23 protein-coding genes are annotated in these 21,366 nt (G+C 73.0%); 8 read left to right on the top strand and 15 right to left on the bottom strand.

Features of this window, described 5'->3' with window-relative positions; genetic code table 11:
• The first annotated feature begins 19 nt into the window (after positions 1-19).
• Positions 20-715 carry an Asp23/Gls24 family envelope stress response protein gene (locus ACFVYR_RS28780; protein ID WP_384260284.1) on the top strand — a complete coding sequence of 232 codons (696 nt, stop codon included), beginning with the start codon at positions 20-22 and terminating at the stop codon, positions 713-715.
• Complete coding sequence (locus ACFVYR_RS28785; RefSeq protein ID WP_384260282.1) at positions 712-1,062, top strand: Asp23/Gls24 family envelope stress response protein; 351 nt, start codon at positions 712-714, stop codon at positions 1,060-1,062. The genes ACFVYR_RS28780 and ACFVYR_RS28785 overlap by 4 nt, the downstream gene beginning before the upstream one ends.
• A gap of 28 nt (positions 1,063-1,090) precedes the next feature.
• On the opposite strand, the gene ACFVYR_RS28790 is transcribed toward ACFVYR_RS28785, so the two are convergent.
• The 5 genes from ACFVYR_RS28790 to ACFVYR_RS28810 form a co-directional block, all read right to left on the bottom strand.
• On the bottom strand, positions 1,091-1,576 hold the full coding sequence (locus ACFVYR_RS28790) for a hypothetical protein (RefSeq protein ID WP_384260280.1): 486 nt from the start codon (positions 1,574-1,576) through the stop codon (positions 1,091-1,093).
• Between the two features lie 190 nt (positions 1,577-1,766).
• On the bottom strand, positions 1,767-2,165 hold the full coding sequence (locus tag ACFVYR_RS28795; RefSeq protein WP_384260277.1) for an ATP-binding protein: 399 nt from the start codon (positions 2,163-2,165) through the stop codon (positions 1,767-1,769).
• Between the two features lie 161 nt (positions 2,166-2,326).
• Positions 2,327-2,542, bottom strand: coding sequence for a hypothetical protein (locus ACFVYR_RS28800; protein ID WP_384262936.1), 216 nt, complete (start codon positions 2,540-2,542; stop codon positions 2,327-2,329).
• Positions 2,543-2,740: 198 nt separating this feature from the next.
• Positions 2,741-3,148 carry a rodlin gene (locus ACFVYR_RS28805; protein ID WP_384262933.1) on the bottom strand — a complete coding sequence of 136 codons (408 nt, stop codon included), beginning with the start codon at positions 3,146-3,148 and terminating at the stop codon, positions 2,741-2,743.
• 460 nt (positions 3,149-3,608) lie between these two features.
• Complete coding sequence (locus ACFVYR_RS28810; protein ID WP_384262930.1) at positions 3,609-4,019, bottom strand: rodlin; 411 nt, start codon at positions 4,017-4,019, stop codon at positions 3,609-3,611.
• A 239-nt stretch (positions 4,020-4,258) separates the two neighbouring features.
• Between ACFVYR_RS28810 and ACFVYR_RS28815 the strand changes: the two genes are divergently transcribed.
• The 3 genes from ACFVYR_RS28815 (at position 4,259) to ACFVYR_RS28825 (ending at position 6,100) form a co-directional block, all read left to right on the top strand.
• The gene (locus ACFVYR_RS28815; RefSeq protein WP_384262928.1) at positions 4,259-4,657 is read left to right on the top strand and encodes a rodlin; all 399 of its coding nucleotides are present in this window, start codon (positions 4,259-4,261) and stop codon (positions 4,655-4,657) included.
• Positions 4,658-4,965: 308 nt separating this feature from the next.
• A complete protein-coding gene (locus ACFVYR_RS28820; RefSeq protein ID WP_384262943.1) occupies positions 4,966-5,157 on the top strand; it encodes a chaplin in 192 nt (63 codons plus the stop codon).
• A gap of 121 nt (positions 5,158-5,278) precedes the next feature.
• A complete protein-coding gene (locus ACFVYR_RS28825) occupies positions 5,279-6,100 on the top strand; it encodes a chaplin (RefSeq protein ID WP_384262925.1) in 822 nt (273 codons plus the stop codon).
• A 180-nt stretch (positions 6,101-6,280) separates the two neighbouring features.
• On the opposite strand, the gene ACFVYR_RS28830 is transcribed toward ACFVYR_RS28825, so the two are convergent.
• Both ACFVYR_RS28830 and ACFVYR_RS28835 read right to left on the bottom strand, forming a co-directional pair.
• On the bottom strand, positions 6,281-7,558 hold the full coding sequence (locus tag ACFVYR_RS28830; RefSeq protein ID WP_384262923.1) for an FAD-dependent oxidoreductase: 1,278 nt from the start codon (positions 7,556-7,558) through the stop codon (positions 6,281-6,283).
• A complete protein-coding gene (locus tag ACFVYR_RS28835; RefSeq protein WP_384262940.1) occupies positions 7,551-8,852 on the bottom strand; it encodes an ATP-grasp domain-containing protein in 1,302 nt (433 codons plus the stop codon). Before ACFVYR_RS28835 ends, ACFVYR_RS28830 begins: the two co-directional genes overlap by 8 nt.
• A 139-nt stretch (positions 8,853-8,991) precedes the next feature.
• Here ACFVYR_RS28835 and ACFVYR_RS28840 point away from each other — a divergent pair, with 139 nt between their 5' ends.
• Positions 8,992-10,194, top strand: a complete 1,203-nt coding sequence (locus ACFVYR_RS28840) for a glycoside hydrolase family 26 protein (RefSeq protein WP_384262920.1) — start codon at positions 8,992-8,994, stop codon at positions 10,192-10,194.
• Positions 10,195-10,225: 31 nt separating this feature from the next.
• Here ACFVYR_RS28840 and ACFVYR_RS28845 read toward each other — a convergent pair whose 3' ends face one another.
• Genes ACFVYR_RS28845 through ACFVYR_RS28880 form a run of 8 tightly spaced genes read right to left on the bottom strand, consistent with a single transcriptional unit; the run spans position 10,226 to position 19,794 of the window.
• Complete coding sequence (locus ACFVYR_RS28845) at positions 10,226-11,344, bottom strand: GNAT family N-acetyltransferase (RefSeq protein ID WP_384262918.1); 1,119 nt, start codon at positions 11,342-11,344, stop codon at positions 10,226-10,228.
• On the bottom strand, positions 11,341-11,991 hold the full coding sequence (locus ACFVYR_RS28850) for a lipopolysaccharide biosynthesis protein (RefSeq protein WP_384262915.1): 651 nt from the start codon (positions 11,989-11,991) through the stop codon (positions 11,341-11,343). The genes ACFVYR_RS28845 and ACFVYR_RS28850 overlap by 4 nt, the downstream gene beginning before the upstream one ends.
• A complete protein-coding gene (locus ACFVYR_RS28855; protein ID WP_384262913.1) occupies positions 11,988-13,130 on the bottom strand; it encodes a glycosyltransferase in 1,143 nt (380 codons plus the stop codon). Before ACFVYR_RS28855 ends, ACFVYR_RS28850 begins: the two co-directional genes overlap by 4 nt.
• Entirely contained in the window at positions 13,127-13,963 is an 837-nt protein-coding gene (locus ACFVYR_RS28860) for a polysaccharide deacetylase family protein (protein ID WP_384262910.1), read from the bottom strand. Before ACFVYR_RS28860 ends, ACFVYR_RS28855 begins: the two co-directional genes overlap by 4 nt.
• Positions 13,953-15,737 carry a lipid II flippase MurJ gene (locus tag ACFVYR_RS28865; protein WP_384262908.1) on the bottom strand — a complete coding sequence of 595 codons (1,785 nt, stop codon included), beginning with the start codon at positions 15,735-15,737 and terminating at the stop codon, positions 13,953-13,955. The genes ACFVYR_RS28860 and ACFVYR_RS28865 overlap by 11 nt, the downstream gene beginning before the upstream one ends.
• A complete protein-coding gene (locus tag ACFVYR_RS28870; RefSeq protein ID WP_384262905.1) occupies positions 15,734-17,131 on the bottom strand; it encodes an O-antigen ligase family protein in 1,398 nt (465 codons plus the stop codon). The genes ACFVYR_RS28865 and ACFVYR_RS28870 overlap by 4 nt, the downstream gene beginning before the upstream one ends.
• A 3-nt stretch (positions 17,132-17,134) precedes the next feature.
• Positions 17,135-18,652: a sugar transferase gene (locus ACFVYR_RS28875; protein WP_384262903.1), complete on the bottom strand. Its 1,518-nt coding sequence runs from the start codon at positions 18,650-18,652 to the stop codon at positions 17,135-17,137.
• On the bottom strand, positions 18,649-19,794 hold the full coding sequence (locus ACFVYR_RS28880) for a glycosyltransferase (RefSeq protein ID WP_384262900.1): 1,146 nt from the start codon (positions 19,792-19,794) through the stop codon (positions 18,649-18,651). The genes ACFVYR_RS28875 and ACFVYR_RS28880 overlap by 4 nt, the downstream gene beginning before the upstream one ends.
• A 418-nt stretch (positions 19,795-20,212) precedes the next feature.
• Here ACFVYR_RS28880 and ACFVYR_RS28885 point away from each other — a divergent pair, with 418 nt between their 5' ends.
• The gene (locus tag ACFVYR_RS28885; RefSeq protein ID WP_384262898.1) at positions 20,213-20,452 is read left to right on the top strand and encodes a chaplin; all 240 of its coding nucleotides are present in this window, start codon (positions 20,213-20,215) and stop codon (positions 20,450-20,452) included.
• A gap of 252 nt (positions 20,453-20,704) precedes the next feature.
• Entirely contained in the window at positions 20,705-21,199 is a 495-nt protein-coding gene (locus ACFVYR_RS28890; RefSeq protein WP_384262895.1) for a hypothetical protein, read from the top strand.
• Positions 21,200-21,366: the final 167 nt, after the last annotated feature.

Below are 21,366 nucleotides of genomic sequence, written 5' to 3' on the forward strand. Positions count from 1 at the left end.
AGAGATGCCGAGCGGAGGAATGCCGACCGGAGAGATGCCGGGCGGAGAGATGCGGGACGGAGAGATGGCGGGCGAACCCAACGAGTTCCTGCCCTGCGGACGCGACGTGTGGGGCGTCTGGGAGCGCGCGGAGAGCGGCGGGAGCGATCCGCACGCCGCCACCTGCCCGCACTGCGCCGACGCCCTGGACACGCTGCGGAGCCTGGAGGACGTCGTCTCCGCCGCCCGCGAGGCGGAACCGCGGGAGGCGGAGCCGGACGCCTCGGCGCTCGTCGGCCGCGTCATGGACGTGGTCCGCCTCGAACTGCGGCCCGGCCGCACCCTTCCGCTCGGCGAGGAGGACGAGGACGCGTGGATCGTGGAGGCCGCCGCCGCCCGGACCGTCCGCGCCGCCGCGGAGACCGTGCCGGGGGTACGGGCGGGCAGCTGCCGCATCGAGCCGTTCACCGGCGAGGACCGCACCGCCACCTCGGCGTCGCGCGGCTCGCGCGGCTCCCGCGCTCCTGTGCGCATCCGCCTGGCGGTGGCCGTGGCCCTCACCCGGAATCTCCAGGAGGTCGCGGAGCGGGTCCGCCACCGCGCCCTGGAGGCGGTCGACGCCGAACTGGGCATGCGCGTCGCGGCCATCGACGTGACGATCACCGACATCACCGATATCACCGACAGTGCCCGCGTCACCGACGACGACGGCGTGGAGAGGCGGCGGCAGCCGTGACCGAACGACTCACCCCCGAGGTCCCGGCCGACGCCACCGACGCCGACCTCACCGAAGCCGTCCGGGAAGCGGTGCTCGCCACGCCGGGCGTCGCCTTCCTGCGACCGGGCCTCGCCGACCTCCTCCGGTCCGCCCTGCGCACGCCGTCCCGTTCCTCGGGCGTACGACTCACCCGCACAGGTGACGCCCATGTCCGGCACGCCGACATCCACGTCGTCCTGCACCGGGGCCACCGTGCCGTGGACGTCACCCGTGAGGTGCGCGCCGCGGTGACCGAGGTGCTGCGGCGGCGGGACGGCCGGTCACGGCCACCGCGCGTCTCGGTGACGGTGACCGGCCGCGTATGACCCGGCCTGCGGACCAGGCCGCCCGGAGTCAGGCGAACGTCACCTCGCCCGCCGTCTCGGCGAGGTTGCGCACCTCGGCCGTACGGGGGTCCTTGCCGGTCAGCGTCACCTTGACCTTCGCCTTGCTGCCCTTCGCACCCGGCCCGTAGAAGGTGCTCTCCCAGCGGTGGGGCGTGGCGCTGCCGTCGCAGGAGACGGGGTGGGACTGCTCGCTGAGGTTGTTCGAGGAGCTCGTCGTCGGGACGGGGACGCCGGGGACGCCCAGCCACTGGAAGACGTGTTGCACCGTCGCGGTCTCCGCGGGGGTGAGCGGTCGCGACTGGTCCGTACGGAGCGAGACCTTGAGCCGCACGGTGCCGGTGTAGCCCTCGCACGTGTAGGTGCCGGAGAGGACGGCTCTCGAACCGTCCGCACTGGTGCGGGCCGTGCTCTCCACGGTGACCGCGTGCCGCTCGGCGGCGATCGCCGCGCCGGGCGCCAGCGCCGCCGTCGCGGCCGTCGCTGTCACGAGCATGGTCTTCAGGATTCGCTGCACGGCGTAACCGGCCCTTCCAGGTAGGCGGATGGTGACAGGTGATGACGGGATACGCCGGATCGGGAGGCGTATCGCTTCATGGAACCCCGTCGTCGTCCGCTTCGCCCGGCAGGCACACGGTGAGGGGCGGGTCCGCTGGTCCAGCAGGGTGGCCGGTGCGGCCGCGGGCTCACGCCGCCAGTGGCACGCGGGCGACGATGCGTTTCCCGCCGCAGGGCAGGCGCGTCACGGTCACGTCGTCGGCAAGGCGGCACACGGAGGGCCAGCCGTGTCCGCCGCTCATCAGGGGGCTCGGCCTGGGGCGGGTCACCGGGACCTCGTCGCTGCCGTCCTCGACGGCGATCTCGACGGATCCGGACCTCATGCGGCACTCGAAGCCGCGCAGTCCGCCGCCGTGCCGGATGGCGTTGGTGACCAGTTCCGAGGTCACGAGGACGGCGTCGGCGACGGCCAGGTCACCGATGCGATGGGTGCCCTGGCACAGCAGGGCGCGTACGACATCCCGGGCGGCGCCGGGGCTGCGGGGACAGGTGAGGAGTGCGGTGTCCGGCGTGCTGTCGATTGTCACAGCGCATCACTTCCACCGATCTTGATGGGGGCTGTTTCTCTTCGGTTGCCCTCCGACCGTGGGCCCACACGCATCGATGCGGATGATTGGTCCGAATGGGATGAAACGCGCGGTGGCCGCACACGGGGAGACCCGTGGCGGCCACCGCGAAGCCGTGCCCGTCAGAGCAGCCCAATGTCCAGCAGGTGGTCGTGGTTGTAGTAGTGGTGATGGTGGTGACCGTGGTGGTGGTCCCAGTCGTCGTCCCAGTCGCCGGCGGCCTGCTGGGCGGCCGGAGCGGCGGTGACGGCGGGGGCCGCGGCGGCGACGCCGACGGCCGGGACGGCCAGTGCCGCGGTGATGCCGGCGATGGACACGGCGCGGGCTATGCGCTTCATGGTCAGACCCTTCGGTGTGGGTGCGTGCGCACGCATCGAAAGTGCGTGCGCGAACGCTCACCACGCTGAAGGGTCCTACGGATGGCCGCCCGCCGGACTGGGCCGGACGGGTGACACCGACGCGGGTCCGGGGAAGGCGCCGTCACCTGCGTACGGGCCTTCCCCGGCACTGCCCCCGGCCATGGGGGTGCGCTCGAATCAGTGGTTGTCGACGCCGTTGCCCGAGAGCAGCGGGATGTCCTCCAGGATGTGCGAGAGCGGCTCGTCGCCCTTGGCCTGCGTCGAGTTCTCGACACACTGCTGGGTCTGCGGCGCGGAGAGGATCGGGAGGTCCTGGATTCCGACGTTGACGAGGGCGACGATGTTCTGGATGTTGGCCTTGGCCGGGAGGCCGACGCAGAGCTTGTTCAGCGAACCCTGGACCAGGGTCATCTGCGGGCTCATGTTGCCCTTCGTCGCGGAGTTGCCGAACGACTGCCCGGCGCCGTTTCCGCTGACCGACTGGGTGTTCGAGTCGTCGCCGATGGCCATGGCCTGCGGGGTCGCGGTGGCGGCCAGGCCGGCGGCGGACAGGGCGACGAGGGTCGTTGCGAGCAGCTTCTTCATGGTGAGGAGTTCCCTTCGAGTGAGGCTCCACTCCGGAGCCGCATGGTGATCAACTGAGCTATGGGACGGGAGTTGCGGCGATTGCACTGTTCGGGGGATAAATATGCTGATCTTCGGCGAACGTCAGCTTTCCCCTCAACGGCACCGTTTCGTCGCGCACTTCGGCAGGAACGAAGACGGAGACGCTCCCCACTCTCGGCGAGGAAAAATGGCTGACCGCACAGGACCATGGCAGCGGCTGGGTGTCATTCCGACGAGCAGACAGTCCCCGGAGTGCCGCACCGACCCCATCTACGATTCCGTGCTGCGGAGTTGGTACGCGCAGGGAAAGACCGTTCCGGGCCGGCCCGATCCCGAGTGGCGGAGGCTGGTCGAGCGCGACCCCTGGCCCAGGAACTGAGATACGGCAGTGGGCCGCCGAAGTGGAAGATGGCGGCCCACCGAAGGGCGTGCGGGTGTGTCAGTGGTTGCTGACGCCGTTGCCCGAGAGCAGCGGGATGTCCTCCAGGATGTGCGAGAGCGGCTCGTCGCCCTTGGCCTGCGTCGAGTTCTCCGTGCACTGCTGGGTCTGCGGCGCGGAGAGGATCGGGATGTCCTGAAGGCCGATGTTGACGAGGCCGACGATGTTCTGGATGTTGGCCTTGGCCGGCAGGGCGATGCAGGGCTTGTTGAACGAGCCCTGGATGAGCGCCATCTGAGGGCTCATGTTGCCGTGCGTGGCGGAGTTGCCGAACGACTGCATGGCGTTGTTGCCGCTCATGGTCTCGGTACCGCTGTCGTTGCCGGTGGCGAGGGCCGTGGGCGCGGCGGCGGCGGACATGCCGACGACGGAAGCCGTGACCGCAGCCGCGGTCATAACCTTCTTGATCACAGGTGTTCCTCTCTGAGTTAGCCCCGTCCTCGGAGCATCATGAGCAACTGCCCCGAACTGGAGGGGTTGCTGAAATTCACTCCGATGGCCCAATGCGCGGCCGCTCGCGTGGATGAGTGATTTCGTCGTCGCGTCGATCACCGGCGATCCGATGGAGTGAATGCCCGGAACTAAACGTGGAGCGGGGAGTTGAGCAGGCCGCAGTAACGTGAGCGTCTGCCCCAGAAAAGGATCCACAAATGCTTCAGAAGGCAATGGCAATGGCAGTGGCCGCGGTGGCCGCGGCCGGTATCGCTTCCCCGGCGATGGCCATCGGTGACGACTCCGGCACCCAGTCGCTGAGCGGCAACGGTGCTGAGCAGTCGTTCGGTAACTCCGCCACCAAGGGCGACATGAGCCCGCAGCTCTCCCTGGTCCAGGGCACGCTGAACAAGCCTTGCATCGGCCTCCCGGTCAAGGCGAACATCCAGAACATCGTCGCCCTCGTCAACGTCGGAATCCAGGACATCCCGATCCTCTCCGCGCCGCAGACCCAGCAGTGCACCGAGAACTCGACGCAGGCCAAGGGTGACGAGCCGCTGTCGCACATCCTCAGCGACCTGCCGATCCTCTCGGGCAACGGTCAGCACAACGGCTGACCCACCGCCCGGTAGAGACTGCTCGGGTCGCCCGCCCTTTTCCTCCTCGGGCGGCCCGGGCTTTCTCATGTCACGGCGAACTCCGCTGTCCGAATCCACCGTTCAGTGGCGCCTCGCATTCGAGTGAACTTCCGAATGGTGTCAACACGGCGGTTTCTTCGGTCCCGGCCACTCGTTGAGTAGGGCTCAGGTCGCGGCGCGGGAACAGGGAATGCCCGCCCGGCTCCGGCCGCCGTTTAGGCGTGGCCCGAAAGAAGGGAAAAGCTGTGAAGCTCAAGAAGAGCGCGACGATTATCGCCGGTGCCCTCATGGCGCTGAGCCTGGGCGCCCCGGCGTTCGCCGACGCCGGTGCCGAGGGCGCGGCCGTCGGTTCCCCGGGTGTCCTCTCCGGCAACAACGTGCAGGTGCCCATCCACGTGCCCGTCAACCTGTGCGGGAACACCGTCGACATCATCGCTCTCCTGAACCCGGCGTTCGGCAACAAGTGCGCCAACGACTGACGTAACGGCTCAGCTGTTCCTGCTGTGCCTCAGCCGGCCCTGGCCGCCCTTCCGGCGCCAGGGCCGGTTGCCCGACGGACAGAGAAAGACCACTAGATTGCGACAGGCCCTCAGCAAAGGAATGCTCTCCGCCGCGGCTGCCACGAGCATCCTGTCCCTGTCCGGCGCCCATGCGTTCGCCACTTCCGGAGCGGACGGGCAGGCATCGGACTCGCCCGGCATCTTGTCGGGCAACAACGTGCAGGCCCCCCTGGAAGTACCGGTCAACGCCTGCGGCAACACGGTGAACGCCGCCGCGGTGGGCAACCCGGCTTTCGGCAACAAATGCGGCCCCGCCGGCTCCCACCACAGCTCTTCCCCGCACCACCCCGCCCCGCACCACCCCGCCCAGCACGGCTCCGCGTCCCCGCGGACGACGCAGAGCGCCACGGTGCCGGAGCCGCGGGCCGGACAAGGCGGCCAGAGCGGCGCCGGTGCCCAGGGCTCGGCGGCCGACGCGCCCGGCGCCGTCTCGGGCAACAACGCGCACGCACCGGTGGACGCGCCGGTGAAGGCCTGTGGCAACACGGTGGGCATCGTGGCCGCGCTCTCGAACGCCCTCGGCAACAAGTGCGGGAGCGAGCCCCCGCACCCGGACGCCCCGCACAGCGCCCCGCCGCACGCCGACGCCCCGCCCGCGCCGCACTCCCCCGAACCGCGGCCCCGGGCCATGCCCCACGCCCCTCGTCACACGGTCCCTGAGGACCCCGCCGCGGTGCCGGAGACGGCGCCGCGCCACACGCCGCACGGCACCCGCGTCCACCTTCCCGCGCAGGCCGCCGCGGCACAGGACCAGCTGGCCATGACGGGCGGGGACCCCGCGCTGCTCGTCGGGGCGGGCGCCGGGCTGCTGCTCGGCGGCGCGATTCTGTACCGGCGTGGATTCGCCGGGACCCGGCGGTAGAGCAAGGGGTCGGGCGCACCGCGTCCGATCCGGTACACGCCGAAAGGGAAGCCCGGACGGAAGGGCTTCCCTTTCGGCGTGGAAGGAGGCGGTGACCGGCCCGTTGGGGTGGTCGCTCCCCGTCGGCATGACTGCCGACGGCTGGCGGGGAGCGACCCGTGCCTGTCCCATGAAGCGCATTCAGTGCATCACTGGACGGCTCTCGGCGGAACCGCGGTTCACCCGTTCGCCCGCCCTGTCACTCAGAAGAGCGGCCGGGAAGTGCCGTAGCCGTACATGCCGTTCGACGCCCCGCACCAGCCGTTCCGCGGTGAACGAGGCCCCGTACACGAAGCGCATGGCGGGGCCGAAGCTCGACGCCGTCGTCAGTCCTGCCAGGAAGAGCCCGGGGCAGGACGTCTCGAAGCGGTCGCTGACGTACGGGGTGCCGTCCGCCAGACAGTGGAGGCGGGTGCGGACCTCGGGGGCCAGGACGTCGATGCGGCGGGTCGTCGCCCGGAAGCCGGTGGCGGCGATGACGTGGTCCGTCGCGAACCGCAGGCCCTCGCCGGTGAGAGCGGCCGTCCGCACCTGTACGCGCCCGTCGGCGAGCGCGGCCGACTCGACGCGGTGGCCGGTCCGCACCTCGACGCCGGCCTCGACGCGTTCCCTGATCCACCACGCCCCGGCCGGGCCGAGCGCGCCCGCGGCGACCCGGGCGCGGGCCTGTTCGGGCAGGCGCCGGAAGAGGTTCGGGGTCCGCGCGTAGAACGCGTTGCGCCAGCCGCAGCCGAGGCCGGTGTGCGGGGCGCGCACCGACTCCCACCACGGCCGCCGCCAGGGCGCGGGCGCGGTGTTCCAGGACACGTGCGGGGACCGGGCGACGATCCGTACCCGGGTGCCCTGCTCCGCGAGGAGCGCCGCCGTCTCCAGGGCCGCCTGCCCGGCGCCGAGCACCGTCACGTCCTGGCCGCGGAAGCGGCGCAGGTCGGCGTGGTGGCTGCTGTGCGAGACGTGGTCGGCGCCGAGGCCACGTACGGCCTGGGGGATCTCCGTGAAGGGCAGCACGCCCACCGCGAGGGCCACGGCCCGCGCGCGGCAGACCTCGCCGTCCCGGGTGCGCACCTCGTAGCCGCCGGGGGTGAGCCGTACGGAGGCGATGAGGCGTTCGTCGACCGGCGGGGCGGCCCGCTCGGCGAACCAGAGACCGTAGGACGCGAAGTGCTCGATGGGCAGCGGCCGGCCGTGCTCGGCGGGCAGGCCCTCGCGGGCGCAGTAGGCGGCCAGGCCGTACCGGCCCGCGGGGTCGGAGAGGTCGGAGGCCCAGGGCTCGGACTTCAGGAACATGCCGCGCGGCATGTGGTCGCGCCAGGACGCCATGGTCCGGCCGAAGATCCGCACGTCGAGGCCGGCCGCCGCGGCGTGCGAGGCGATCGACAGGCCGTAGGGACCCGCGCCGACGATCAGCAGGTCATGCATCGGTGACTGCTCGCTCTCTGTTCGGCGTGCCGGGCAGGACGGCGGGTGCGTGCTCCCGCGCCCTGCTCGAAAGGAAGGTCAGGACGGTGCCCAAGCGGTGGGTGAGGCCGTCGCGCAGCCGCCGCAGCACGTGGCGGCCCCAGAGGCGGCGCAGGGCCGACCCGGGCGCGAGGTCGTCGGCGGCGTGCCAGGCGAGCTCGCCGGACGGTGACTTCGCGCGCGGGAACGGCCGGGGAAGGGCACGCAGCGCGGTCAGCGGGGCGTAGTTCTCCACGACGAAGGTGCGGCCGGGCAGGGGCGCTGCCGGCGGTACGGGGCGGTGGGTCAGGTCGAGGTGGAGGGCGCGGACGACGTCCGTGCCGGTGCCGTCCGCGAAGAGGCGGAACTGGGCGCCGGGGCGCGGGTTGAAGTCGATGAGGTGGTAGTCGCCGGTCGTGGCGTCCCTGCGGAAGTCCATGTCGAAGATCCCCCGGTACTCCAGGGCCGCCACGATCTGCGTGGCGGCCGACCAGAGGCCGGGTTCCGCGGCCCACTCGCCGCGCACCGTGAGACCGGCGGAGCGCGGCCAGGAGCGGTGCTTGCGGCCCGTGCCGCCGCCGCGTACGACACCGTCCCGGCCCGCGCAGCCGTGCACGAACCAGTCCGCGCCGCGCGCCCCGGGAACGAACGCCTGGAGCAGCAGGGGGCTGCCCGCCTCTGCCCTGCGGTCGAACAGCGCGGCGGCCTCGCGCGGGGAGCCGATCACGGTGGTGCTGCGCAGTCCGGTGTCGCGGGGCAGCAGCCAGGGGCGGCTCCACTTCGCCACGGCGGGGGCGCCGAGCCGGCGCACGGCGCCCGCGGCCTCGGCGGCGGACTCCGGGGCCAGCGTCGCCGGGTGGGCCACACCGGCCTGCGCGCAGACCTGGGCCAGGGTCGCCTTGTCCGCGACCCGCTCGGCGACGTTGTCGCCCGCCCGGGGCAGCAGGAAGAGGCCGGTGAGCTCGTCGTACAGGGCGCCGACCGCGAGGGCGCCCGCGTCGTCGAGGGGGATCAGCACGGCGGGGCCGGGGAGGCGGTGCGAGACCCGGCGCAGTACGGCGGCCACCTCGGCCAGGGACGCTCCGGGGGCGGGCGGCGCGTGCAGCTGGTGCAGGTACCGGGACCGTCGTACGGGGCTTTCGTGGTCGTCGGCCACCAGGTGGACCTCGACGCCCGCCCGTCCCAGCGAACGCACGGCACCGAGGGTTCCGTGGTGAAAGGGATTCCTGTCGATCCGCAGGAGGACCGCAGGAATGCGTGTATCGAGAGGCTGCAACGTCATCCTCGCTTATCGATCGCCCATGCGGGCGATGTGGGGGAACTAAGGATTAGAAACCCGTTTGGCGCAATAGAAATACATATGACGGATTGTCAGAGAGGTGCGGTCGGGAACGGTCGTAGAACGAGGAGCTGATATGTCCCCACAGCGTCGTCAGCGCGGTAAACGTCTCGCCTTCATCGCTGCTGGAATCGTCTCGTCGGTGGCCCTGGCATCCGTGCCGGGACACACGGTGGGCGTCGTACGCGACGGCGAACCTCCGGGGGGACCCGCGACCGCGCCGAAGACGCCCGCCTTCGGCGCGTACCTCGACTACGGCCCCCGCGGGGTCGAGCGCATGAGCGAGCTGAGCAAATGGCTCGACGGCGCCGAACTGCGGGTCGGCCACACCTATCTTCCGGGCGATCGCTGGAGCAACATCGAGGGCGCCCCGAACTTCCTGGAGAAGTGGGCCGAGTGGCGCAAGCAGAAGGACGATCGGCTCTTCGTCCTGAACGTCCCGATGCTCGAACGCAACGAGGAAGGGGTCGGCGACGCCGAGGTGCAGCGGATGCTGCGGCAGGGCGCCGCCGGTGAGTTCGACCAGCACTTCCATACGCTTGCCGAACGCCTCGTCGCCCTCGGCGTCCCCGACACGGTCATCGTGCTCGGCTGGGAGATGAACGGCACGACGTACACCCATCGCTGCGGTCCTGACCCGGAGTCGTGGAAGAAGTACTGGAACAGGGTCGTCACCGCGATGCGTGCGGTACCGGGGCAGAAATTCCGGTTCGACTTCACGCCGAGCAGAGGGCGGGACGCGGTTCCCTGGACGCAGTGCTATCCCGGGGACGACGTCGTCGACATCATCGGAATGGACTCGTACGACCAGCCGCAGGGAATGCCGTTCGACGAGCAGATCTCGGAGCCTTACGGGCTGCAGCGGCACGTGGACTTCGCGAAGGAGCACAACAAGCCCATCTCGTATCCGGAATGGGGCCTGTTCCGCAACGGCGACAACGACGTGTACATGCGCCGCATGCTGAATTGGATCGACGAGAAGAAGCCGCTGTACAACACCGTCACCGACTACTGCCCGCACGGGGTGTGGCAGTGCAAGGAGAATCCCGCCGCCGCCAAGGTCTACCGCGACCTGCTCTCGGGCCGCGAAGCGCTGCCGGCTGAGTCGGCTGAGCCGACGGTGCCCACCGTGCCGACCGCGCCCACCGTGCCGACCCGGCCGGACGAGCCCGCGAAGGCCCCGCTCTGCACGCCGGTGGAGCTCGGCGACTGGGTCGAATACTGGACGGGCGGGCTGTGCCTGCGCATCGACTGGTGGCACGCCCTGAAGCGCCCCTGAGAAGCTCGCGGCGGCGCGGCGGCGCGAATCGTCACGACGAGGTTCCGCCGCCGCGCGCCGCGCGCTCGCGCAGCCGCCGCTTCGCCCACTCGCGGCCCGCCGCGCCCCAGGCCACCGCGCACACCAGCGGCGACGTGCGCCTGCGGGCCAGCAGGAAGCGCCGGTTGTGGACCGGCTCGGGCCGCCAGTGGTGCTTGTAGGACTCGTTGCCCCGCAGCAGGCTCAGCGCGCGCGGGTGCTCGCCGCCGGTGTGGCGGGTGCAGGCGTCCAGGAGCATCGTGGCGACATCGACCTTGCGCTCCCTGAGCCGGGGGTGGGCGCCGTACAGATAGCCGCCGGCCAGCGTGCCCGAGAGCAGCGTCAGATCCGCGGCCAGCACCTCGCCGTCCAGCCGGAACTCGGTCACCACCGCCTCCCCGGCCGCGACCATCGGGCGCATGGAGCGGAGCAGGTGCTCGTGGAACCGCGGCTGGAGGTGCTCGGCGGTCACCTTGCGGCCCTGCCACTGCAACTGGTGCAGGTGCAGCAGCGTCCGCACCGACGTCTCCACCTCCTCGACGGGGACGACCCGGCTCTCCACCCCCAGCGCCGCCAGCTTGCGGATCTTGGCCCGGGTGCGCTGCGCGCGCGGCGCCGGAAGCCGCTTGAGCAGTCCGTCCATCGGCAGCGCGGGCAGCTCCAGGCAGGCCGAGTCGGCCAGCGTGCGCCGCGGCCCCGGCCACCGCTCGTACAGGCTCTCCACACACGCGCCGGGCCTGACTTCGCCGAAGTCGACCACCGCGGTCCTCGCCAGCGCGTAAAGACCCGCGAGGAGCGCCTCCGTGCCCGCCTCGCGGTGCGCGTCGTCGAGCAGGACGTCGGTGAAGTCGGAGATCTCGCCGCCCAGCGGCTTCAGCGCCGGGACCGGGGTGTCCACCCGCATCAGCGGCGCCGCCGCGATCAGCCGCCCGCCGTCGCGGACCAGGACCACCCGCAGCCGCCCGGGACGGCCGTACGAACGCCACCAGGACGACAGCCAGGCATGGCTCTGGAACGGTGTCGCCGCCGGGCACGACCGGTGCAGCCGCCCCCACGGTTCGGCCAGCGCCTCGAACTCGTCCTGGTCCACGCACAGTTCGGCCCGCGGTCGCTCGCCGGGCGCCGCACTCACGGGGCGCTCCGCACCAGCGCGGACGCGGGCCCGGGGACGGAGAGGCCGGACGCCTGCTCCGTACGTCCACGGGGGCGGACCAGCAGTGCGAGGCCGCCGAGCAGACCGCCGGCGCACCCGCCGACCAGGGTGGTCACGCCGGTGGAGAGCGAGGAGGGCGCGTTCGGCTCCAGGGCGCGGGAGAACGCCAGGAGTTTGACGCGGGTGCTGCCCTTGGAGTGGTTGGCGCTCCTGGCCAGCGACCGCGCCACCGCGTTGGCGGTGAGGGCGGCGGAGGAGGGCTGCTCGGTGGTCGCGGAGACCGCGATCATCGGCGCGTCGGGCGAGGTGACCACCTGCACGCTGTCCTGCAGCTGAGCCGGTGACATGCCCGCGGCCACCTGGGCGTCGCCGAGGACGGCGAGCTGCGTGGCCACCCGGCCGTACGCCTGGGCGAATCCAAGGGCCGTGGCCGGGTCCGCCTTCTCCTGCGATACGGCGACGACGTAACTCGTGGCCGTGTACTGCGGGGTCTGGAGCGCGCCGTACCCGGCGCCCGTCACCAGTCCGAGGGCCGCGCAGGCCGGCAGGGCCCACCAGCGGGGCAGCCGCGCGAGGCGGGCTCGCAGGTCGCCGATGCGCGGTCGCTCGTTCACGGAGTCGCTCATCGAGGGTTCACCTCCGGGGTCGGGCCGGGCACGAGGGACGCGTACACGCCCATCAGCTGCTCGGCGCTTCGGGTGATGCTGTAGTGCCGCACCGCGGCCGGGGCCGAGCGGTGCGGCGGGACGTCCTCGCGCAGCCCCCTCAGGGCTCGTGCGAAGGAGTCCGGATCGCTCGGGCAGTACGCGGCGCCGGACCGCTCGCCCGCGCTGAGGCCCTCCAGGGCCGGGCAGGACGCGTACAGCACGGGCAGCCCGCTGGCCAGGCCCTCCACGAGCGCCAGGCCGAAGGCCTCCTCGGGGGAGGGGGAGGCGAGGGCGTCCATGGCGGACAGCAGGGAAGGCAGGTCCGGTACGCGGTCCGCGCCACCGCCCTCGTGGGCGGACTCACCGGCGAACCGCACCCGCCCCGCGATGCCGAGCCGCTGCGCGAGCCGCCGCAGGCCCTGCTCCTCGGGCCCGCCCCCCACGAGCAGTACGACGACGTCCTCGGGCAGTGCGGCGGCCGCCCGCAGCAGCACGTCGAACCGCTTGCCGGGCGCCAGCCGTCCCACGCCGCCGACGACGAAGGCCGAGGCGGGCAGCCCCAGTCGGTCGCGCGTACGCACCCGGGCTGCCGGATCGAACCGGAAGCGCTCCACCTCGATGCCGTTGGGCACCACCCGGATGCGCCTGCGCGGCACGCCCCAGCGGTGCAGCCGCGCCCCGACGGCGGGCGAGACCGCGACCGTCATCCGGCCGAGCCGCTCCCCGGCCAGATACAGCGCGCGGACCCCCGCGGTCAGCGGCCGGCCCTCCATCTGGGAGTCGCCGAGGGAGTGTTCCGTGGCCACCACCGCCCGCACCCCCGCGAGCCGGGCCGCGACGCGTCCGTACAGGCAGGCCCGGTAGAGATGGGTGTGCACGACGTCGTAGCGGCCCGCGCGGATGAGCCGGACGAGGCGCGGCAGCGCCGCCACGTCGCGGTTGCCGGACATGCCGAGGTCGGTCACCCGGATGCCGTCGGCAGCGATGCCCCGCGCCACCGTGCCCGCGTCGGTCAGCGCGACGACGTCGCACGGGGTCGGCAAGTGGCGCAGCAGCAGGCGCAGTTGCAGCTCCGCGCCGCCCACCCCGAGCCCGGTGATGATGTGCAGGACCTTCACCCGAACACCGCCGAGCGCTCGTCGAACACCGCCGAGCGGTCGAGGACGCGGCGCCTGAGCCGGTTCGTGCGCAGCTTCAGGCGCATGCGCCAGGCCGAGTCACCCTGGCCGATGTGGACGCGCGGCAGGGCGAGGGGGCCGGCGAGGGCGCCGGGGGCGATCGCGCAGGCGTAGCGGTACCCGGCCTCGCGCACCGCGGCCGTCACGCGGGCGTCGACGTGGCCGTAGGGGTAGCAGAACCCCTGCACCTCACGGCCGGTCAGGGCGTACAGCGCGGCCCGGCTGCCGCCGACCTCGCGGCGCAGGAGGCGGTCGTCGGCCTTGGTCAGGTCGACGTGGGTGAGCCCGTGCGAGGCGATCTCCATGCCGCTCTCGGCGATGTGCCGGATGCCTTCGGCGTCCAGGAGCGGTTTGCGCGGGCCGAGCGGGTCCCAGGCGTTCTCCCCGCCGAGGCGGCCGGGCAGCACGAACACGGTGGCGGTGCAGTCGTGCTGCCGCAGCAACGGCAGCGCGTGGTCGACGAAGTCGCGGTACCCGTCGTCGAAGGTGAGGCCGACGAGGTTGTGCTCCTGCCCCTGCGCGCACGCCTCGAACAGGTACTTCATCGACACGCCGCGCAGCCCGTTGCGCCGCATCCAGCGCAGCTGCCCGGCGAGGCGCTCCGGCGCGACGGTGATCCCGTACGGGTCGTCGGCCGGGTCCGCGACGGAGTGGTACATCGCCACCCACGCCGGGGTGCGGGGCGGCCGGAACCGCAGGAACGGCTCCGTGCCGGACGGGGTGGACGGGGTCGGCGGAGTGGGCGGGTCGGACGGGGTGAGGTCAACGGACATGGCGGAGCTTTCTGGTCACGGAGCGGAGGGCGGACGGCCAGGGCTGCGCCCCCAGGAGCAGGCCCAGGAGTGCGAAGGAGACGGTCACGACCGCGCAGCTCGCGAGGACGGCGGCGGCGGGCGGCCCCGCCATCCGCCCGGTGCACAGGGCGCCGAGCACCGCCGCGCCGCCCGCGGCGAGCACCAGCCGGCCAAGGCGGCCGACGACGACGCGCTTCCTGACGGCCACGGTGTGCGGGCCGGTGCCGCGCAGCAGGAGCAGTGCGGCGACGCAGATGCCGACCGCGTTGGCCCCGGCGATCCCGCGGACGCCCCAGGCACCGACGGTCAGGAGGCCGAGCCCCGCGGTGGTGACGACGCCGGTGACCATCGCGCCGAGCGGGACCCAGGTGGTCCTCGCCACCGAGAAGTGGGCGCGGGCGAGCGCGCCCACCAGCGTGTGGCCGAGCAGGCCCAGCGCGTAGACGCGCATGACCGAGGCGGTGGCGGCGGTGTCCCGCGTGGTGAAGGCGCCGCGCTGGAAGAGCAGTTCGATGAGCGGGGGCGCGGCGGCGATGACGGCCGCGGCACCGAGAAGCACCATGCATCCGGCCAGGACGAGGTCGCGTTCCACGCGCTCGCGGGCGCGTTCCGTCTCGCCGTTGGCCAGGGCCCGCGCGACCACGGGGAAGGTGACGGTGCACACCATGAGGGAGAGCACCATCGGCATCTGCGCGACCTTCTGCGCGTAGTTCAGGTGCGAGATGGCGCCGGCGGGCAGCGACGAGGCGAGGAACCGCTCGATGAGCACCTGCGACTGGCGGCAGAGCGCGAAGAGGAGGACGGTCCAGATGATGGTGGTCTGGAGCGCCTGGGCCGGCGCGGGTTCCGGCGCCGGTACAGATTCCGATTCGGGTTCCGACTCAGATTCCGGTTCAGCTGCCCGTACGGGTACGGGTACGGGCACAGGTACGGGCGCGGGACCCGGTGCCGACCGCAGCTGGCGCCACAGCGACGGGGCCTGGACGGCGACCATGAGCGCGCCGCCCACCGCCACGCCCGCCGCCGCGGCCCGCACGCCCAGCGGCGCCGCGAGGGCGAACAGGGCGGCGATGATGGCCGCGTTGTACGCGACGTAGACCGCCGCGGGCGCCACGAACCGGTGGTGGGCCCGCAGCGCCGCGCTGCAGTAGCCGGCCAGACCGAACGTGAGGGCGCAGGTGGCGGTGAGGCGCGTGCAGTCGACCGCCAGGCGGGGGTCGGGGAGGCCGGGGGCGAGGACCGCGACCAGGTAGGGCGCCGCCGCGATGAGCAGGGCGCCCGCACCCGCGAACCAGAGCGCCATGCGAGGCAGCGACGCCCGCACGAGAGCGTGGACGGGGTCGGTGGCGGCGGCCGGGGTGTCCGCGCGGCGCGCGAGCGCGAGGCTGAACGCGGGGACGAGGAAGAAGGCGAGGCCGTCCTCGATGAGCAGGGTCGCGGCCAGTTCGGGCAGCGTCCACGCCACCAGGAAGGCGTCGGTGTCGGTCCCCGCGCCGAAGAAGTGCGCCAGCGCCTGGTCGCGTACGAGGCCGAGGAGTGACCCCGCGATGGACAGCACGGCCGTGACGATGGCGGCCTTGGCGAGGAACGAACCGCCGGACTTCCCGGCCGCCTCACCCGCGCCGGCCCCGACGGTTCCGGTTCCGGTTCCGGTTCCACTGACACTTCCAGTTCCGATTCCACTTCCGGTCCCGGCCGTCGTGGTGGCTGCCGCAGCCGGTTCCGGGGCCACCTCCGGCGGCACGGTCGTCATCGCGCGTCCGCCTCTCCCGGCCCGCCGCGCAGGCCCACCGACCACCAGGCGATGAGGCCGAGGGCGCCCGCGGTCAGGACGGTGGAGGGGCCGCCGATGTCGGCGTACATGAAGTCGACCAGCTGCCAGGCCAGCAGCCCGCAGGCGACCAGCGCGCAGTCCAGCTCCGGCCCGCCGGGGCCGCTGGGGCCGTCGGGACCGTCCCGCCGGGCCCGCTGCCCCTTCCAGCGGCGCACCCCGCACACCACGAGCCCCGCCCAGCAGCCCGCCAGCGCGGTGAGGCCGAGCAGCCCCTGCTCACCGAGGACGAGCAGGTACATGTTGTGCGGGGAGAGCAGTGGCTGGCGCACGAAGCCGCTGCCGGCCCCCGCGGTGTCGCTGCCGGAGGACAGAGCCAGCGAGGCGTGGCTGTCGCGGTGGCCGGGGAACCCCTTCAGGCCCACCCCGGTCACCGGGTGCGCGCGCCACATGTCGGCGGAGGCCGCCCACATCGTGTAGCGGTCGGTGACCGACTGGTCGGGGGCGTCCGTCACCTGCGTGATGCTGCTGAGGCGCTCCTGGAGCATGGCCGAGCCGACGCCGAGCCCGGCCACCAGGACGACGGCCGCCGCACCCGCCGCGAGCAGGGCCCTGGCCGCCCTGCGCACCCCGGCGAGCAGCAGCACCGCGGCGCAGCCCGCCGCCGTGGCGATCCACGCCCCGCGGCTGAACGACAGGGCGAGCGGCACGGTCAGCAGGGCCGCGCACACGAGCGCGGCCGTCCGTTGGCGCGGCGCGCGGGGGCGGTGCGCCAGGGCCAGCGAGCTGATGAGTCCGTACGAGACGACCGTGGCCATCCCCATGACGTCCGTGGAGCCGAACGTGCCCACCGCGCGGATGTCCTCGCCCATGTACGAGGCGCCGGTGCCGGTCAGGTACTGGTGCACGCCGATGACGCCCTGCCAGAGCCCCAGCGCGACGAACGACCAGGCCAGCAGGCGGAAGTGGGACGCGTCGCGGATCAGGAGCAGCACGGCGGCCGGGACCAGCACGAAGATCTGCAGGTAGCGCGCGGCCCCGGCGACTCCGGTCGCGGCGGACGAGGCGCCGAAGGCGGCCACGGTGATCCCGACGACCGGCATGCCGAACAGCACCGCGGCGGTGCGGGTCAGCGGGCGTCGGCGGGCCCGCACGGCGCGCAGGACGCAGTGGCCGACGACGAGGGCGGACACCGCGTCGGCCACGGTCCCGGTGCCGCCGCCGGACGTGGCTCCCTCGGCGGGCACCGGCAGGGCGAGCAGCGCGACGAGGAGCACCACAGGGAGGACCGGGGCGTACCGGCGCAGCAGGGGCGGCACCACGGTGTGCGGGCGGGTGGCGGGCAGGGCGGGGGAGGGGGCCGGGAGGTGGGTCACTTCTCAGCTCCCCGTGCGGCGTACGAGGCAGCCGACGGTGCGCAGCAGGATGCACATGTCCTGCCAGAACGACCAGCTGTCGATATAGGCATTGTCGAAGCGGCACCGGTCCTCGATGGAGGTGTCCCCGCGCAGGCCGTGGATCTGGGCGAGGCCGGTGATGCCGGTCGGCATGCGGTGCCGGTGGGCGTAGTCCGGATGGGCCTGGCTGAACTGAGCGACGAAGAACGGGCGTTCGGGCCGCGGTCCGACCAGGCTCATGTCGCCGCGCAGTACGTTCCACAGCTGCGGGAGCTCGTCGAGCGACGTGCCCCGCAGGAACCGGCAGAACGGGCTGATGCGCTGCTCGTCGGCGACGCTCCACCGCGTCGCGGCCTCCTGCGGGTCGGCGGGCCGGTGGGTACGGAACTTGAGCAGGGTGAACAACTCGCCGTCCTTGCCGACGCGTTCCTGCCGGAAGATCACGCCGGGGCCCTCCACGGCGCGCAGCACCAGGGCGCACACCGCGAGGACCGGCGCGGCCACCAGGAGCAGGACGCCCGACACGGTGACGTCGAGGAGCCGCTTGCCGACGCCGGTCCCGCGGGCCCGGGTGGGCAGCAGGGGGCGGCAGGCGAACCCGGCCACGTACTCCGTGGGCCCGCCCGGCGCGGGCGCGATGTCCGGACAGCGCGGGTCGAGTTCCCACAGGTCGCAGCCGAGGCCGCTCAGCGCGGGCAGCCAGCCGGCGAACGCGGGGCCGCGGTCGGCGAGCAGGAACACACCGCCGATGTCGTTCTGGATCACCGCGCGGTGGAGTTCGTCCTCCGTGCGGAGCACCGGAAGCTCGGGCCCCGGCGTCCCCTCGGTGTCGCCGCCGCGGCCCTCCTCGTCCTGCCGGTGCTCCGCGCTCTCGCCGAGGATGCCGACCGGGCGCATGCCGCAGCCCGGCCGCCGCAGCAGCGCGGCGGCCACGCCGCGCGCCGGGCCGCTCGGACCGAGCACCAGGACCGGCCGGGGCCTGCGCACGGCGCGGGAGCGCCGGTGCCGGTGGACCAGGGCGCGCCCGCAGAGGCTCAGCAGGCAGTGCAGGGTGGCCGCGCCGAGGAGGGCCTCAGGGGCGAGCGGCCCCGGAGCGGGCAGGACCGACGCGGTCAGCGCCGGGGCGAGGACCGCGGTGAAGGACCAGCCGAGCACGATCCGCCCGGCGAGCGACGGCGCCCGGCCGAGCGTGTCGGGCAGCGCGGCGTACTCGTACAGCCGGCCCCGCGCGTTCAGGATCAGCACCACGGCCACGAGCAGCGGCGCGAGGACGGCCCGCTGCCGCGGCTCGTCGAGCGGCAACAGGCTCAGTAAAGCGGCGGCGCAGTCGACGGCCACGAGGGCGGCGGCCGAACGCCGTCTGCGGGCGGGCGTCCGCGCCGACGCCCCCGCGCGATGGCCCATGGCTTCGCGTGGCGCGACGACGAAGGACCCGGGCGGGGCCTGGGTGTCCTGCCGCGGCTGACTGGATGAGGAGGCAACGGTCCGTTCCGCACTCACGTGGTGGTGCACTCCCTGTGTCCGGTGGGCGCCGTGCCCAGAAGCTCGCCGTACACCGCGTCGATGGCGGCCGTGGTGTGCCGTGCGTCGTGGTGGTCCAGTACGTGCCGACGGCCCCGCCGCCCCAGCGAGTCGCGCAGCTCCCCGTCCCGCAGCAGGGCGAGCAGGGCCCGCGACAGCGCTTCGGGGTCCTCCGGCGGTACGAGGGCGTGCCCGCGGTGGGACGGCGGCAGGCTCTCCCGCGCCCCGTCCACGTCGGTGACCACGACCGGGCGGGCACAGGCCATGGCCTCCAGCGGCGCCAGCGCCATGCCCTCCCAGCGCGAGGGGAGTACGACCACGTCGGCGGCCCGGTACCAGGGGGCCGCGTCGGCCGCCTCCCCGGCGAAGGCCACCCGCGGCCCGGCCTGGGCGCGCAGCCGTTCGCCGTCCGGCCCGTCCCCCACGAGGACCAGGCGGGCGTGGGGGACCTGCGCGGCCACCGCGGGCCAGGCGCGCAGCAGCACGTCCTGCCCCTTCTGCCGGCAGAGCCTGCCGACGCACACCACCAGCGGAACGCTCACGTCGGGCGCCCGGCCGGGCGCGGTGGGCGTGAAGCGGTCGGTGTCCACGCCGTTGGGGACCACCGAGTAGGAGCCCGCGACGCCCGCCCGCCGTCCGGTGACCCACTCGGCCTCGCTGACACAGACGATGCGCGTCGTCCACCGCGCCGCGCGGCGCTCCCAGAGCCGGGCGAGGAGCGCGGTGACGCCGCCGACCGCCTCGAACGACCAGGCGTGCGGCTGGAACACGGTGGGCACGCTGCCGCGCAGCGCGAGGCGCGCGGCGAGCCCGGCCTTGGCGCTGTGCGCGTGGACGAGCGCGGGCCCCGTCGCGTCGACGATGCGCTTCAACTCCCTGGTCTCGGCCCGCAGGCCGGGTCCGGGGGAGCGGGTCGCCGCCCAGGGGTGTACGCGGACGGCGGGGCCGAGGGCGCCCAACGCCCGGGGCAGGAAGCCCTCCTCGGGGCAGGCCACGTGTACGTCGGTGCCCGCGGCGGCCTGCGCCGTGACCAGGTCGACGACGACCCGCGCCACGCCGCCGTCCACGGGCTGGCTGACGTGCAGGACCCGCGGGGGAGCGAGTGCTGAGGGCAGAGGCATGCGCGACTCCCTTGAGTCAGTGGCAGCGCGTGGCCGGTGCGGTGCTTCCGGAGTGTGGAGACTCGAACCACAGCGGAGTTGGGGGATTCGCGAGCAATGAACGAATCTGAACGCATATGACTGGAATGCCCTAAAGGGAAGCGCAACTGTAGCCGCTGAAGCGGACAAGTCGGTCAACCTCGGCGCGTGTGTCGGAACGGTGAAGGACGTGGCAGTCGGGCGACCGCGCACCCGGGCGGCGGCCCGGCGGAGCGAGCGGAGGTCGCGGCGCGCCCGGCGGCCCGCGACCGCGGCACCGCAATGGATCGGACGCAGCATCACCCGTCTGGGCGCACAACTCGTCGTGCCGCTCAGCAGTTGATCCCTCCAGACGGGTATCCCTCCCGTCCCTGGCAACATCACCAAGGAGCAGCACTCCATGTCGCGTACCACCAAGGCTCTTGCCCTGTCCGCCGTCGCCGCCGCCGCCGTGGCCGGAACCGCGGGTGTCGCTGCCGCGGACAGCGGCGCGCAGGGTGCCGCCACCAACTCCCCCGGCGTGATCTCGGGCAACAACGTGCAGGCGCCGATCCACATCCCCGTGAACGTGTGCGGCAACAGCATCAACGTCATCGGTCTGCTGAACCCGGCGTTCGGCAACACCTGCGTCAACGACTGACGCACCGTCCGACCGCGGCGGCCGTCCCCGTACTGGCGGGGGCGGCCGCTTCGCGTACCGGCGCGGGCCGTGCCCCGAATGGGGGGCCGCGCCACCGTCAGCCGACTGCCCGTCACATCCAGTTCCCACCTGCGCGGATGCTCGCGCCGCACAGGCACGGCCGGTACGTCGCGCGACCGCTCGGTTGCGGGCGGCGTGGGCCGATCCCACGGTGATCACAAGATCTGACGCATCACCGGAAGGGAACCACTCATGCGCGCTCTGCCCGTACGGCGTATCGCGACCACCACCCTGTGCGCGACGCTGCTTCTCGGCACGGCCGGCCCGGCCTTCGCCTCCCAGGGCGACGCCTCACCCGACCGCACCCGGGCCCAGCAGCTCGACGACCTCGGCGGGGTCATCGCCCCCGTCCTGAACCTGCTCCACGCGGTGCTCACGGCGAAGGACAACAAGCTCTCCCCCGAGGACGCCAAGAAGCACGCCGACGCGATCCAGAAGGCGTTCGCCGCCGCCCAGCCGCCCGCCCAGCCCCCGGCCAAGGCACCCCTCGCATTCGACAGGGGACCGGTCGACCCCAAGGGCGACGCCGCCGCCGCGCTGCAGAAGGCGATCGACGCACTGACCAAGGCCGCCGAGGCCGGTGACGTCAAAGCCGTCCTCACGCAGACCCCGACGGTCATCACCAGCGCGGTGAACCTCGGCCTCACTCCCCTGCAAGGCGGCGGCACATCCGCGGCCGGCCTCTAGTCACGGCCCAAAAATCCGGGGCGGCAAACGCCCGTATGCATCGGCCGGTTGATATGAGAATGGCATGGGAATTCTTCCCCAGCGGGCCGGGGGAAGTTTGCGGCACAGGGGTTTCCGCATCGGCCGGTGCTCGTTGGTCCCCGTGAAGAGAGACACCAGGCAATCGA

This window comes from Streptomyces sp. NPDC058284 (assembly GCF_042881135.1).
Lineage (GTDB): Bacteria > Actinomycetota > Actinomycetes > Streptomycetales > Streptomycetaceae > Streptomyces.

Coding starts and splice junctions, on each gene's coding strand:
- ACFVYR_RS28780 (WP_384260284.1), top strand. CDS start 20: ATGCCGACCGGAGAGATGCCGGGCGGAGAGATGCGGGACGGAGAGATG.
- ACFVYR_RS28790 (WP_384260280.1), bottom strand. CDS start 1,576: ATGCTCGTGACAGCGACGGCCGCGACGGCGGCGCTGGCGCCCGGCGCG.
- ACFVYR_RS28800 (WP_384262936.1), bottom strand. CDS start 2,542: ATGAAGCGCATAGCCCGCGCCGTGTCCATCGCCGGCATCACCGCGGCA.
- ACFVYR_RS28805 (WP_384262933.1), bottom strand. CDS start 3,148: ATGAAGAAGCTGCTCGCAACGACCCTCGTCGCCCTGTCCGCCGCCGGC.
- ACFVYR_RS28815 (WP_384262928.1), top strand. CDS start 4,259: ATGCTTCAGAAGGCAATGGCAATGGCAGTGGCCGCGGTGGCCGCGGCC.
- ACFVYR_RS28820 (WP_384262943.1), top strand. CDS start 4,966: ATGGCGCTGAGCCTGGGCGCCCCGGCGTTCGCCGACGCCGGTGCCGAG.
- ACFVYR_RS28825 (WP_384262925.1), top strand. CDS start 5,279: ATGCTCTCCGCCGCGGCTGCCACGAGCATCCTGTCCCTGTCCGGCGCC.
- ACFVYR_RS28830 (WP_384262923.1), bottom strand. CDS start 7,558: ATGCATGACCTGCTGATCGTCGGCGCGGGTCCCTACGGCCTGTCGATC.
- ACFVYR_RS28840 (WP_384262920.1), top strand. CDS start 8,992: ATGTCCCCACAGCGTCGTCAGCGCGGTAAACGTCTCGCCTTCATCGCT.
- ACFVYR_RS28850 (WP_384262915.1), bottom strand. CDS start 11,991: ATGAGCGACTCCGTGAACGAGCGACCGCGCATCGGCGACCTGCGAGCC.
- ACFVYR_RS28860 (WP_384262910.1), bottom strand. CDS start 13,963: ATGTCCGTTGACCTCACCCCGTCCGACCCGCCCACTCCGCCGACCCCG.
- ACFVYR_RS28865 (WP_384262908.1), bottom strand. CDS start 15,737: ATGACGACCGTGCCGCCGGAGGTGGCCCCGGAACCGGCTGCGGCAGCC.
- ACFVYR_RS28880 (WP_384262900.1), bottom strand. CDS start 19,794: ATGCCTCTGCCCTCAGCACTCGCTCCCCCGCGGGTCCTGCACGTCAGC.
- ACFVYR_RS28885 (WP_384262898.1), top strand. CDS start 20,213: ATGTCGCGTACCACCAAGGCTCTTGCCCTGTCCGCCGTCGCCGCCGCC.
- ACFVYR_RS28890 (WP_384262895.1), top strand. CDS start 20,705: ATGCGCGCTCTGCCCGTACGGCGTATCGCGACCACCACCCTGTGCGCG.